This is a genomic window from Micromonospora sp. NPDC049044, assembly GCF_040649215.1.
Taxonomy (GTDB): domain Bacteria; phylum Actinomycetota; class Actinomycetes; order Mycobacteriales; family Micromonosporaceae; genus Micromonospora.
This window is the reverse complement of record NZ_JBEZFA010000042.1, coordinates 1-13,067: the sequence shown is the minus strand read 5'-3', so window position 1 is coordinate 13,067 and position 13,067 is coordinate 1. Positions and strand designations below refer to the sequence as shown.

The following is a 13,067-nucleotide window of genomic DNA, read 5'->3' as shown; positions in this document are numbered from 1 at the left end:
GTCACCAGCCCCGCTCGGCCAGGCGGTGCGGCTGCGGGATCTCGTCGACGTTGATGCCGACCATGGCCTCGCCGAGACCGCGGGAGACCTTCGCCAGCACGTCCGGGTCGTCGTGGAAGGTGGTGGCCTTGACGATCGCGGCGGCCCGCTGGGCCGGGTTGCCCGCCTTGAAGATGCCCGAGCCCACGAACACGCCCTCGGCGCCGAGCTGCATCATCATCGCCGCGTCGGCCGGGGTGGCGATCCCGCCGGCGGTGAACAGCACCACCGGCAGCTTGCCGGTCTCGGCGACCTCCTTGACCAGCTCGTACGGGGCCTGCAACTCCTTGGCCGCGACGTACAACTCGTCGGCCGGCAACGACGACAGCCGGGCGATCTCCTGGCGGATCTTGCGCATGTGGGTGGTGGCGTTGGAGACGTCGCCGGTGCCCGCCTCGCCCTTGGAGCGGATCATCGCGGCACCCTCGGTGATCCGGCGCAGCGCCTCGCCCAGGTTGGTCGCGCCACACACGAACGGCACGGTGAACGCCCACTTGTCGATGTGGTTCGCGTAGTCGGCCGGGGTCAGCACCTCGGACTCGTCGACGTAGTCCACGCCCAACGACTGCAGGATCCGCGCCTCCACGAAGTGGCCGATGCGGGCCTTGGCCATCACCGGGATGGAGACCGCAGCGATGATCCCGTCGATCATGTCGGGGTCACTCATCCGGGAGACCCCGCCCTGCGCGCGGATGTCGGCGGGCACCCGCTCCAGGGCCATCACCGCTACCGCGCCGGCGTCCTCAGCGATCTTGGCCTGCTCGGCGTTGACCACATCCATGATCACGCCGCCCTTGAGCATCTCGGCCATGCCACGCTTCACGCGGGCGGTGCCGACGACGGGGGCGCTACCGGTGTTCGAGGCGGTGTTTTCGGGCACGGGTCATCGCTCCTTGGACGTGCGCTGGGGGTGACAGCGAAAATGCTACGCGTGCGACAACGCCGCACCGACAGCCAATCAGACCCCCGGTGGCCTGCCCTGTGGCCCTGATCACCGGCCCGTCCGACGGGCCGCGCCGGGGGCCGCGCGGAGTGCCGGGTCAGGTGGCGGGGACGTCCGCCGGGACGGTGAGTGTCGGGTCGTCGATGTCGAAGTAACGCGGCCACTCCCGGCCCCGTCCCATCCGGAACAACCGCACCAGCGGCCGGCTCCGCGCCGAGCGGGCGTCGCGGACCAGGTCGGTGTGCACCTGCCGGGACAGCGCGAGCCGGCGACTGGCGGCGATGACCGCCGCACAGTCCGCGTCGCCCGGATCCAACTGCACGCCCCGCAGCTGCCGGGTCAGGTCGTTCTCCGCCGCCTCCCGCTCGTCCGGGCCGGCGTCCAGGGCGATCCGGGCCGCCGCGTACAGCTCCACACCGAAGCGCCGCTCGGCCAGCACGGCAGCCGCCGCGGCCCGGCGCAGCAGGTGGGCGTCGAGGGCCCGGGCCGCCAGCTCCGCACGGCCCTGCAATCGCTCCACCCGGCCGGCGGTCCAGACGAGGTACGCCGCGACCAGCCCCAGGACCACGATCGCGGCCACCACCCACCACATGTGCGGCATCGTAGTGCTGCTCCGTTTCGCCTCCGATTGGGCGCGGCCCCACCGGTCACCCCGGTCGTCGTCCGCACCATCCGTCACCCCGGCTCAGCCCAGCCCCACCCACTCCTGGTCGATGACCCGCCCGTCGGTCGCCTCGATCGCCGCTGCGTATACCTCCAGAACACGGCGAGCAACCACCGGCCAGTCGAAATTCGCCACCACCTGATCGCCGCACGCGCTCAACGCGGCCCGCCCGGCCGAGTCGTCGAGCAGCTCGGTCACCGCGTCGCGCAGCCCCACCGGGTCACCTGTGGGAAAGAGCCGACCGGCCCGGCCACCGTCCAGCACCCGCCGGAACGCGTCCAGGTCGCTGGCGACCACGGTGGTCCCCGCGGCCAGCGCCTCGGTGAGGATCATGCCGAACGACTCGCCGCCGGTGTTCGGTGCCACGTAGAGGTGCACGCTGCGCAGCATCCGTGCCTTGTCCGGTTCGGTGACCAGGCCGAGGAACGTGATCCGCTCGTGCAACTCGGCCGGGAACTGGTCGAACAGGTCGTCCGGGTCCCCTGGGCCGGCGACGAGCAGCCGCAGCCCGGGCCGGGTCGCGGCCAACGCCACGAACGCGTCACGCAGCACCGGGAAGCCCTTGCGTGCCTCGGTGAAGCGGCCCAGGAAGCCCAGGGTGCCGCCGCTGCCCGGGGCGCACTCCCCCGGCCAGCCCGGCAACGGCTCGGCGTCGGCGAACTTGGCCACCGCCACCCCGTTGGGGATCTCCACCGCCCCGCCGTCCATGTGCTCGACCTGCACCTTGCGGGCCAACGCGCTGACCGCGATGCGGGCGGTGATCCGCTCCAGCACGATCTGCAGCACGCCCTGGGCGGCGGCCAGCACCCGGGAACGGGTCATCGCGGTGTGGAAGGTGGCCACCACCGGGCCGCGCGCCGAGAGCACGGCCAGCAGCGACAGGCTCAGCGTGAGCGGCTCGTGCACGTGCAGCACGTCGAAGTCGCCGTTGATGATCCAACGCCGGACCCGGGCGGTGGAGACCGGGCCGAACGCGATCCGGGCCACCGAGCCGTTGTACGGCAGCGGCACGGCCCGACCGGCGGACACCACGTACGCCGGCAGCGGCGAGTCCTCGTCGGCCGGGGCGAGCACGCTCACCTCGTGGCCGAGCGCGATCAACGCCTCGGCCAGGTCCATCACGTGGTTCTGCACCCCACCTGGCACATCGAAGGAGTACGGGCACACGATGCCGATCCGCATGCGTCAGCGCCCCCTGTCCGTGATCGTGGGACACCATCCCACAGTGCCCATCACCCCTCAGGCTGGCCGGCGGCCGGGGCTGGCGGCGTCGTGCCGTCCCCCGACCTCCGCTGGTCCAGCCACATCCGCTGCAACATGTGCCAGTCTTGCGGATGTCGGGCGATACCCGCCGCCAGACGGTCGGCGATCAGCTGGGTCAGCGACCGGACCCGCTGGTCCAGCGGCCCGGACTCGGGCCCCGGCACCGGCAGCGGGCCGGCGAGCGACGCGCACGCCGCATCCGATTCGTACCACATCGAGGCCACGTAGAGCGGCGCACCGGTGTGCAACGCGAGCAGCGCCGGCCCGGCGGGCATCCGGGTCTTCCCGCCGAAGAAGTCCACCTCGACCCCACGGGCGGACAGGTCCCGGTCGGCCAGCAGCGGCACCACCGCACCGGCGCGTAACCGGTCCAGCAGCACGTCGAACGCCGGACGCGCCCCACCGTGGGTCGGCAGGATCTCCATGCCGAGGACCTCGCGGAACGCGAAGAAACGCTTGTACACGCCCTCCGGTTTGAGCCGCTCCATGACCGTGGTGATCGGCCAACCGGTGGCCGCCACCCAGGCGCCCGCGGCGTCCCAGTTGCCGGCGTGCGGCAGCGCCACCACGGCACCCCGACCGGCGGCCACGTCGGCGGCGAGCAAGTCCGCGCCGTCGAGTCGGAAGCCGGCCAGGATCTGCGCCCGGCTCAACGTGGGCAGCCGGAACGCCTCCATCCAGTACCGGGCGTACGAGCGCAGCCCCCGCTTGACGAGGTCCTCCAACTCGGCGTCGGGCAGCTCCGGCCCGACCACCCGGCGCAGGTTCGCGCGCAGTCGGGCCGTACCCCCGCCCGGGCGGCGATAGGCGCGGTCCGCGCCCGCCTGGAACGCCGCTGCCACCAACGGCCGAGGTAACGCGCGGACCACCCGCCAGCCGGCGACGTAGCCGAGCTCGGTGAGGTTCACGCGGCCCGGCCGCCGATCGCCACCGCGGCGCTCACGCCTGACCGTCCGGCTGGCGCTGCTGGGCCTGGCGGTAGACGTGCGCCATCCGCTGCGCCACTGTGAAGATCGACACCGCGGCGAGCAGCCAGAGCGCGATTTCCAGCGCCGGCTTCACGTTCAGGCCGGTGAGGATGCCGCCGACCCCGACGATCAGCAGCCGTTCGGTGCGCTCGGCGATGCCGACGTTGCAGGTCATGCCGAGCCCCTCGGCCCGCGCCTTGACGTAGGAGACCAGGCTGCCGGCGGCCAGGCAGATCAATGCCGCCGCCACCCCGGAGTGGTCACCCTGGGTGGCCAGCCAGTACGCGACAGCGCCGAAGACGGCGCTGTCGGCGACCCGGTCCATGCTTGAGTCGAGGAACGCCCCGAACCTGGTGGAGCCGCCGCTCATCCGGGCCATCGTCCCGTCGAGCAGGTCGGTGAGCGCGAAAACGGTCACGATCAACGCGCCCGCGACCAGGTGGCCGCGGGCACCGAAGCCGAGCGCGCCGACGAGCACACCAACGGTGCCCGCGACGGTGACGGCATTGGGGGTGACGCCCGCGCGCAGCAGGGCGCGGGCAATCGGCTCGACGACGCGGGTCATCCCCGCGCGGGCCGACACTTGGAAGATCTTCGCCATGGCGGTCCCCACGATAACGGTCCGCCCAGGTCCGGCGATACGGCCGCCCCTGCGACCCGCCCGGGAGAGGCTTGTGCCTACCCGACAACGGGTGTGAGATCGAACCGGAAGGTGAGCCAGCTCACCCGCCAACCCGTCCCGTTCCCGTTGTGCACGAGACCACCGGAGGATACTGCCGCGCACTCGCCCCGGGCCGCTTACCGTCGCGCGGCGGTCGCCACCCACCACCGGCTGAGGGAGGTGCGCCCCATGGCGCAGAAGCATGAGAAGGGTTCCACCGGCGGCACGCCGGTGGTGACCGAACCCGCGCGGGTTCGCAACGTGGTGCTCGTCGGGCACTCCGGAGCGGGCAAGACGACACTTGTCGAGGCCCTGCTCGCGGCGACCGGCACGATCGGCCGGGCCGGCGCCGTGGTCGACGGCACGACTGTCGGCGACCACGACCCCGCGGCCGTACGCCAACAGCGGTCGGTCAGCCTGTCCTGCGCGCCGCTGCTGCACAACGGCATCAAGGTGAACCTGCTGGACACCCCCGGGTACGCCGACTTCGTCGGCGAACTGCGCGCCGGACTACGGGCCGCCGACGCCGCCCTCTTCGTCGTCTCCGCCGCGGGTGGCATGGACGCGGCCACCGTCGCGCTCTGGGAGGAGTGCGCCGCTGTCGACCTGCCCCGGGCGGTCGCGGTCTCCCGACTGGACCAGCCCCGCGCCGACGTCGACGAGACGGTGGCGCTCTGCCAGCGCCTCTTCGGCGACAACGTGATGCCGCTCTACCTGCCGATGCTCGGCGACGACGGGGTGTCCACCGAGGGCCTGCTCGGTCTGATCACCCGCCGGGTGTTCGACTACAGCGCCGGTCTGCCCGCCGACGTCCGCGACCCCGACCCGGAGCACCAGCGGGCCATCGACGAGTCCCGTGACGAGCTGATCGAGGGGATCATCGCCGAGAGCGAGGACGAGACCCTGATGGACCGCTACCTCGACGGCGAGGAGATCAGCGACGAGGTGCTCATCGACGACCTGGAGAAGGCCGTCGCCCGGGGGCACTTCTACCCGGTGGTGCCGGTCTGCGCGCAGACCGGGGTCGGGTTGGACGTGCTGCTGGAGGTGCTCACCGCCGCGTTCCCGTCGCCGCTGGAGCACGAGTTGCCGGCGGTGACCGGCGTGGACGGCTCGCCGCGTCCGCCGCTGACCTGCGACCCGGACGGGCCCCTCGTCGCCGAGGTCGTCAAGACCACTGTCGACCGGCACGTCGGTCGGGTCTCACTGGTCCGGGTCTTCTCCGGGACGCTGCGCCCCGAGCAGACGGTGCACATCTGCGGGCACGGGATGGCCGAACGCGGCCACCCCGATCACGACGCCGACGAGCGGGTGGGGCACATCTACACCCCGCTGGGCGCCAGCCTGCGGGAGGTGCCGCTCTGCGTGGCAGGCGACATCTGCGCGATCACCAAGTCGGGCACCGCCGAGACCGGCGACACCATCGCGGCCAAGGACGACCCGCTGTTGATCGCCCCCTGGGAGATGCCGGAACCGCTGCTGCCGGTGGCGGTCGTCGCCCACAGCCGCGCCGACGAGGACGCCCTGGCCCGCAACCTGGCCCGGCTGGTCGCCGGCGACCCCACCCTGCGGCTGGAGCGCAACCCGGAGACCCACCAGCTGGTGCTCTGGTGCATGGGCGAGGCGCACGCCGACGTGCTGCTCGACCGGCTGCGTGCCGGCGGTGTCGAGCTGGACACCGAGCCGGTCAAGGTGTCACTGCGCGAGACGCTCACCGTCCCCGCGAAGGGGCACGGCCGGCACGTCAAGCAGTCCGGCGGGCACGGCCAGTACGCGGTCTGCGACATCGAGGTCGAGCCCCTACCGCAGGGCGGTGGCTTCGAGTTCGTCGACCGGGTCGTCGGTGGCGCGGTGCCGCACACCTACATCCCGTCCGTGGAGAAGGGCGTCCGCGCCCAACTGGAGCGCGGCCTGGTGGCCGGCCACCCGGTGGTGGACCTGCGGGTGACCCTGGTCGACGGCAAGGCGCACAGCGTCGACTCCTCCGACGCGGCCTTCCAGACCGCCGGCGCGCTGGCCCTGCGGGATGCCGCCGACCGCGGTCAGCCCGCGCTACTGGAACCGATCGACGAGGTCACCATCCGGGTGCCGGACGGCTCGGTGGGTCCGGTGCTCGGCGACCTGTCCGGCCGTCGCGGCCGGGTGCTCGGCACCGAACCCGACCCGGACACCGACGGCCGCACCCTGGTCCGCGCCGAGGTGCCGGCCACCGAGCTGCTGCGCTACGCCGTCGAGCTGCGCTCCCTGACCGCCGGCATCGGCACCTTCCGCCGGCAGTTCGTCCGCCACGACCCGATGCCCGCCCACCTGGCCGACCAGTTCCGCAAAGAACAACTCCCGTAACCCCGCCCTCCCCGCCCCGCCCCGCCCGCCCCTCCCCGGTCGACCCTCCCCGGTCGATCATGGACTTGTGGTGGGCGGTACAGGAGGATGTGACCCTTTTGCGGGCACCACAACTCCTTGATCGACCGCGGGGGGGGGGGGGGGAAGGGCGGGAAGGGCGCGGGGTGTTGGGGTGGGGCAGGGGTGGGTGGGTCAGGGGTGGATTTTGGGGTGGGTGGGGCTGGGCCAGTGTGGGCGGTCGGCGTCCCGTAGGGCGGCGGTACGCAGGGCTGCCAGCTGGCGCTCCACCTCGACGAACTGGTCCGCCGGCAACGGACCCCACCGCAGCGCGGCGGCGTTCTCCTCGACCTGGGCGACAGTACGGCAGCCGGGGATCGGGATGGTGCGGCCGCTGCGGGCCCAGATCCAGCCCAGCGCACCCTGGGCGAGGGTGCGCCCGTCGGCGGTGAGCGCGGCACGGACCGCGGCGACCCGACGCAGCCACTCCGGCGCGGGCCGACCGCCACGGAACCACTCCAACCAGCCGGGGGTCAGCCCGCGGACGTCGTCGCGGGGCAGCACCGACCCGGCCACGTACTTGCCGGTGAGCAGCCCCATGCCCAGCGGGCCCCGGTTGACGCTGGCCAGGTCGTACTTGTCGCAGACGGCGAGCAGCTCCGGAGCGTCCCGCAGCACGGACAGGGTGTGTTGCACGGCGGTGCCACAGGTGGCGGAGTGCCCGAACGCGGTGGCCCGGTCGGGACGGTCGGTGCTCCACCCGTACGCCCGGATCAGGCCCTCGGCGACCAGGTCCTCACAGGTGCCGATCAGTGCCTGCGCCCGCGGCACCGACAGGTCGGCGAGGTGCAGCTGGTAGAGGTCGATCCGGTCGGTGCCCAGCCGGCGCAGCGAGTCGGTCACGGCCCTGCGCAGGTACCCGGGCGACGCGTCCTCCCCGGTGGCCTGTCGGCTCGCCTCGTCGAAGGTGTAACCCCACTTGGTGGCGATCACTGCCTCGTCCCGGTGGCCGGCGAGCGCCCGGCCGAGGACCCGCTCACTGTGCCCGGCGCCGTACGTGTCGGCGGTGTCGAAGAGGGTGACGCCCTCCTCGAGCGCCCGGCGGACCGTACGCACCGACTCCTCGTCGTCGACAGCACCCCAGCCCAGCGGTTGGGTGCCCTCCGCCCAGGGGCCGCCGATCGCCCAGCAGCCCATACCGAGGGCGCTGACCTCGATGCCGCTGCGTCCCAACGTCCGTGTCGTGACTGCCACCGGCCGATCGTGCCACCTCCACGGGCCCGGACGTAGCAGATCCCGAGGCCGAAATCGCGGATGCGAGCCGACCGGCCCGTGCGGCATGATCGGCCGCATGCGGAGGCTGGGCGTGGACATCGGTGGCGTACTCATCGAGCCGGCCGACGAGGACGCCGACACCTCGTTCTTCGGGGCGCACTACCTGCGTACACCTGCTGTCGACGGGGCGTTCGACGCGCTCGCGGCGCTCGGCCCGGCGTTCGACGAGGTGCACCTGGTGTCCAAGTGCGGGGAGAGCACCGAACGCCGGACCCGGGAGTGGCTGGCCCACCACGACTTTCCGGCGCGCACCGGCATCCCGGTGGAGCGGGTCCACTTCTGCCGTACCCGTCCGGCGAAGGCACCGATCGCCCAGCGCCTCGGGCTGACCCACTTCGTTGACGACAAGCTGGAGGTGCTCGGCTACCTGGAGTCGGTGCCGCACCGCTTCCTGTTCCGGCCCCGCCCGGCGCAGGTCGCCGCACGCGCGGCGCTGCTGCCGCTCGTACACCGGGTGGAGAGCTGGCCGGAGCTGACCCCGCTGCTGCGCGCCGACTAGCCGGACCGGCGCGGGCCCCGCGTGTCGCCGACGGTCAGGACGGCCAGGCCCGGGCCAGCAGGTCGCGGGTGTCGTGCAGCAGTTGCGGCAGGACCTTGGTGCGGCCGATCACCGGCATGAAGTTCGCGTCACCGCCCCAGCGGGGCACCACGTGCTGGTGCAGGTGGGCGGCGATGCCCGCGCCGGCCACCCCGCCCTGGTTCATGCCCAGGTTGAAGCCGTGCGCGTTGCTGACCTTGCGGATCACCCGCATCGCGGTCTGCGTGTACGACGCCAGCTCGGTGGTCTCCGGCAGGTCCAGGTCGGTGTAGTCGGCGACGTGCCGATAGGGGCAGACCAGCAGGTGCCCAGGGTTGTACGGATAGAGGTTGAGCACCACGAACACGTGCTCGCCGCGGGCCACCACCAGGCTCTCCTCCGGTGGCAGTTGCGGGGCCCGGCAGAACGGACAGCCGGTCGGCTGCTCGTAGCCCTCGGCCGGGCGGTCCTCACCGGAGATGTAGGTCATCCGGTGCGGCGTCCAGAGCCGCTCCAGGCCGTCCGCCATGCCGCCGCTGTCCGTGTGCCGTTCCGCCCCTGTCACGAGCCGATCCTACGGAGCCGGCCAGGCGGGCCGCGACACCCGTCGCCGGGAAAACCCGTTGCTGCAAGTTCTTGACGGATCAACACCGAAACATGAAGATTCTATGCATCCAAGAACTTCCATGCATTGATGGAGGGCTCCATGATCCGACGGCTCGGCCGGCTTCTCGCGGCACTAGCCCTGACCGCCGCCACCACAGTGGCCGGCGTCACAGTCACCGCCGGCGCCGCACAGGCGGACGGCTGCTACACCTGGGGCCGGACCCTGGCCCAGGGGGCGTCCGGCGAGGACGTCCGGCAACTCCAGATCCGGGTCGCCGGCTATCCCGGCTACGGCGCGGTGCTCGGCCTCGACGGCGCGTACGGCGCGGCCACCCGGTCGGCGGTGATCCGCTTCCAGCAGGCGTACGGGCTGCCCGCGGACGGGATCGCCGGACCGCAGACGTTCAACCGGCTCTACGCCCTCCAGGACGACGACTGCACACCTGCCAACTTCAGCTACGCCGAACTGAACAAGTGCAACAGCGACTGGTCCGGTGGCGCGGTCTCGGCGAGCACCGCACGGTTCAACGCGCTCGTCTCGATGTGGAAGCTCCAGGCCATGCGACACGCCCTCGGTGACGTGTCGATCGCGATCAGCAGCAGCTTCCGCAGCTACTCCTGCAACAGCGCTGTCGGCGGCGCGTCGAACAGCAGACACCTCTACGGCGACGGGGTCGACCTGGTCGGGTCCCCGTCGTTCTGCCGGCTGGCCCAGCAGGCCCGCTACCACGGCTTCGGGCAGATCCTCGGCCCCGGCTACCCGGACCACAACGACCACACCCACGTGGCGGCGGTCGGCGGCTGGTCGGCACCGAACTGCGGCATCTGACACCCGGCGTCGTCGCCGCCACTGGGTGATGATCGCGCTCGAACATGGAAGTAGTGGCCTCCCGGCGTCGGGAGGCCACTACATCCTGGATCGAGCACGATCAAGCGGGCGGGGAGCCCGTGCGGGCTACTCCGCGGCGGCCGAGGGGCCGACGTTGGTGCGGGAGCTGACCACGTCCAGGATGTGGGTCACCGCCTCGGCGACCGGCACCCCGTTGCGCTGCGAGCCGTCGCGGTAGCGGAAGGACACCGTGCCGGCGGCCACGTCGTCGTCACCGGCGATCACCATGAACGGGATCTTCTGCTGCTGCGCGGTACGGATCTTCTTCTGCATCCGGTCGTCACCCGCGTCCACCTGGGCCCGGATCCCCTCGGCGCGCAGCGCCGCGACGAAGCCGTGCAGGTAGTCGGTGTGGTCCTCGCGGATCGGGATGCCCACCACCTGCACCGGCGCCAGCCAGGCCGGGAACGCCCCCGCGTAGTGCTCGGTGAGCACCCCGAAGAACCGCTCGATCGACCCGAACAACGCCCGGTGGATCATCACGGGTCGCTGCCGGGTGCCGTCGGCGGCCTGGTACTCCAACCCGAACCGCTCCGGCTGGTTGAAGTCGACCTGGATGGTGGACATCTGCCAGGTCCGGCCGATCGCGTCGCGCGCCTGCACGGAGATCTTCGGGCCGTAGAACGCCGCGCCACCCGGGTCCGGCACCAGGTCCAGGCCGGAGGTCTCGGCGGCGGTCCGCAGCGCCTCGGTGGCCTCCGCCCAGTCCTCGTCGGCGCCGATGAACTTGGGCGAGTCGTCCCGGGTCGACAACTCCAGGTAGAAGTCGTCCAGCCCGTAGTCGCGCAGCAGGTCCAGCACGAAGCTGAGCAGCGTGGACAGCTCACCGGCCATCTGCTCGCGGGTGCAGTAGATGTGCGAGTCGTCCTGGGTGAGGCCGCGCACCCGGGTCAGGCCGTGCACCACGCCGGACTTCTCGTACCGGTAGACGGTGCCGAACTCGAACATCCGCAGCGGCAGCTCCCGGTACGACCGCCCGCGCGCCCGGAAGACCAGGTTGTGCATCGGGCAGTTCATCGCCTTGAGGTAGTAGTCCGCGCCCTCCAGCTGCATGGGCGGGAACATGGTGTCCGCGTAGTACGGCAGGTGACCGGAGGTCTGGAACAGCTGCGCCTTGGAGATGTGCGGGGTGTTGACGAACTCGTACCCCGCCTCCTCGTGCCGCCGCCGCGAGTAGTTCTCCATCTCCCGACGGATGATGCCGCCCTTGGGGTGGAAGACCGCCAGGCCGGAGCCGATCTCGTCGGGGAAGCTGAACAGGTCGAGGTCCGCACCGAGCTTGCGGTGGTCGCGGCGGGCGGCCTCCTCCAACAGCTTCAGGTACGCCTTCAGCTCGTCGCGGGTCGGCCACGCGGTGCCGTACACCCGCTGGAGTTGGGGGTTCTTCTCCGACCCGCGCCAGTACGCGGCGGCCGAGCGCATCAGCTTGAACGCGCCGATCAGTCGGGTGGTCGGCAGGTGCGGGCCCCGGCACAGGTCCGACCAGCAGACCTTGTCCTCCTTGGCGTCGAGGTTGTCGTAGATGGTCAGCTCGCCGCCGCCCACCTCCATCACCTCGTCGGTGTCCAGGCCCTCGCCCTTGACCTCGATCAACTCCAGCTTGAACGGCTCGTCGGCCAGCTCGGAGCGCGCCTCGTCCAGGCTGCCGAAGCGGCGACGGCGGAACCGCTGCCCGGACTTGATGATCTCCTGCATGCGCTTCTCGAGCTTGCTGAGGTCATCGGGCTGGAACGGCTTGTCGACGTCGAAGTCGTAGTAGAAGCCGTTCTCGATGGGCGGGCCGATGCCCAGCTTGGCCTCGGGGAAGACGTCCTGGACGGCCTGGGCGAGCACGTGCGCGGTGGAGTGGCGCAGCACGTTGAGCCCGTCCGGCGAATCCAGGCTGACCGGCTCGACGGTCGTCTCCTCGGCCGGCGCCCAGTCCAGGTCGCGCAGCTGACCCTGCGGGTCGCGGACCACGACGATCGCCTTGGGGCCGTTCGCGGGCAGTCCGGCCGCGGCCACCGCGTCGGCCGCCGTCGTCCCGGCGGCGACGACGACGGGGTCGGCCACGGCGGGGGTACGGGGTGCGGACACGATGACTCCTCCAAGCGGTACGAAACGGTGCCGGTCCTCGGCTCCTGCCGATGCTATCGGTCGCGGCGTCGCCGCCTTCCGGACGGCTCGCGTTGAACCTTTCGCGCCCCGCAGCCGAACTACCAGGTGTGGCCGGAAACCGGTGCCGGCCACGCGGACACGGATGGGGGCACGAGATGGCGAGCAGGCACGGTGGCGGACGTCCGCGGCGGATCGCGGCGGTGACGGCGCTGACCGCCGCCGGGCTGCTGCTCTGGCCCGGCGCGGCACGGGCGGCGGACGTGAGCACCACCCCGACGGAGGCGCGGCAGGGCGACGCCGTACGGCTGGAGTTCACAGTTCCGGAGGAGCGGGCCGGCACCAGGACCACCCAGATCGAGGTCCGGATGCCTGTCGACGCGCCGATCGGCGAGGTCTACCCGATGTCCGTGAACGGTTGGGCGCCCCGGATCAGCTCCCGCACCCTGGACAAGCCGGTGGCCGGCATCCACGCCTCCGGGGTGAGCACTGTGACCACCGCGGTGACCTGGGTCCGGGTCGGCGAGAGCGACCCCGGCCCGGCCCGGTTGGCGCTGTCCATGGGACCGATGCCGCAGACCGAGCGGCTCACCTTCGAGGTCGTCCAGACGTACGCCGACAAAACGGTGGTCCGGTGGGCGGACGCCGCCGGACCGCACCGGGCTCCGACGCTGACGCTGCTGCCGGCGGCCCCGGGCGCCGCCGGACCGGCAGCGCACGGCGGCGGCCACGGTGCCCCGGGCGCCGG

At 72.0% G+C, this 13,067-nt stretch carries 12 protein-coding genes; 4 read left to right on the top strand and 8 right to left on the bottom strand.

The window, feature by feature from the left end; all coding sequences use genetic code 11:
• Position 1: 1 nt before the first annotated feature.
• From pdxS to pgsA, 5 genes are all read right to left on the bottom strand, one after another.
• Positions 2 to 919: a pyridoxal 5'-phosphate synthase lyase subunit PdxS gene (pdxS, locus tag AB0B85_RS27615; protein WP_357411878.1), complete on the bottom strand. Its 918-nt coding sequence runs from the start codon at positions 917 to 919 to the stop codon at positions 2 to 4.
• Between the two features lie 160 nt (positions 920 to 1,079).
• Positions 1,080 to 1,583, bottom strand: coding sequence for a hypothetical protein (locus tag AB0B85_RS27610; RefSeq protein ID WP_357411877.1), 504 nt, complete (start codon positions 1,581 to 1,583; stop codon positions 1,080 to 1,082).
• Positions 1,584 to 1,667: 84 nt separating this feature from the next.
• Complete coding sequence (locus tag AB0B85_RS27605) at positions 1,668 to 2,828, bottom strand: glycosyltransferase family 4 protein (RefSeq protein ID WP_357411876.1); 1,161 nt, start codon at positions 2,826 to 2,828, stop codon at positions 1,668 to 1,670.
• Between the two features lie 50 nt (positions 2,829 to 2,878).
• Positions 2,879 to 3,817: a phosphatidylinositol mannoside acyltransferase gene (locus AB0B85_RS27600; RefSeq protein WP_357411875.1), complete on the bottom strand. Its 939-nt coding sequence runs from the start codon at positions 3,815 to 3,817 to the stop codon at positions 2,879 to 2,881.
• A 31-nt stretch (positions 3,818 to 3,848) separates the two neighbouring features.
• A complete protein-coding gene (gene pgsA, locus AB0B85_RS27595) occupies positions 3,849 to 4,478 on the bottom strand; it encodes a phosphatidylinositol phosphate synthase (protein ID WP_357411874.1) in 630 nt (209 codons plus the stop codon).
• A 249-nt stretch (positions 4,479 to 4,727) separates the two neighbouring features.
• On the opposite strand from pgsA, the gene AB0B85_RS27590 reads away from it, so the two are divergent.
• A complete protein-coding gene (locus AB0B85_RS27590) occupies positions 4,728 to 6,881 on the top strand; it encodes an elongation factor G-like protein EF-G2 (protein WP_357411873.1) in 2,154 nt (717 codons plus the stop codon).
• Positions 6,882 to 7,073: 192 nt separating this feature from the next.
• Here AB0B85_RS27590 and AB0B85_RS27585 read toward each other — a convergent pair whose 3' ends face one another.
• A complete protein-coding gene (locus AB0B85_RS27585) occupies positions 7,074 to 8,132 on the bottom strand; it encodes an aldo/keto reductase (RefSeq protein WP_357411872.1) in 1,059 nt (352 codons plus the stop codon).
• A gap of 97 nt (positions 8,133 to 8,229) precedes the next feature.
• Between AB0B85_RS27585 and AB0B85_RS27580 the strand changes: the two genes are divergently transcribed.
• A complete protein-coding gene (locus tag AB0B85_RS27580; RefSeq protein ID WP_357411871.1) occupies positions 8,230 to 8,712 on the top strand; it encodes a hypothetical protein in 483 nt (160 codons plus the stop codon).
• Between the two features lie 34 nt (positions 8,713 to 8,746).
• On the opposite strand, the gene AB0B85_RS27575 is transcribed toward AB0B85_RS27580, so the two are convergent.
• A complete protein-coding gene (locus AB0B85_RS27575) occupies positions 8,747 to 9,259 on the bottom strand; it encodes an HIT domain-containing protein (protein ID WP_357411919.1) in 513 nt (170 codons plus the stop codon).
• Between the two features lie 177 nt (positions 9,260 to 9,436).
• Here AB0B85_RS27575 and AB0B85_RS27570 point away from each other — a divergent pair, with 177 nt between their 5' ends.
• Entirely contained in the window at positions 9,437 to 10,165 is a 729-nt protein-coding gene (locus AB0B85_RS27570; RefSeq protein ID WP_357411870.1) for a D-Ala-D-Ala carboxypeptidase family metallohydrolase, read from the top strand.
• A gap of 126 nt (positions 10,166 to 10,291) precedes the next feature.
• Here AB0B85_RS27570 and thrS read toward each other — a convergent pair whose 3' ends face one another.
• A complete protein-coding gene (thrS, locus tag AB0B85_RS27565; RefSeq protein WP_357411869.1) occupies positions 10,292 to 12,301 on the bottom strand; it encodes a threonine--tRNA ligase in 2,010 nt (669 codons plus the stop codon).
• Between the two features lie 176 nt (positions 12,302 to 12,477).
• Between thrS and AB0B85_RS27560 the strand changes: the two genes are divergently transcribed.
• The coding region (locus AB0B85_RS27560) for a DUF1775 domain-containing protein (protein ID WP_357411868.1) at positions 12,478 to 13,067 on the top strand (590 nt) is incomplete at its 3' end.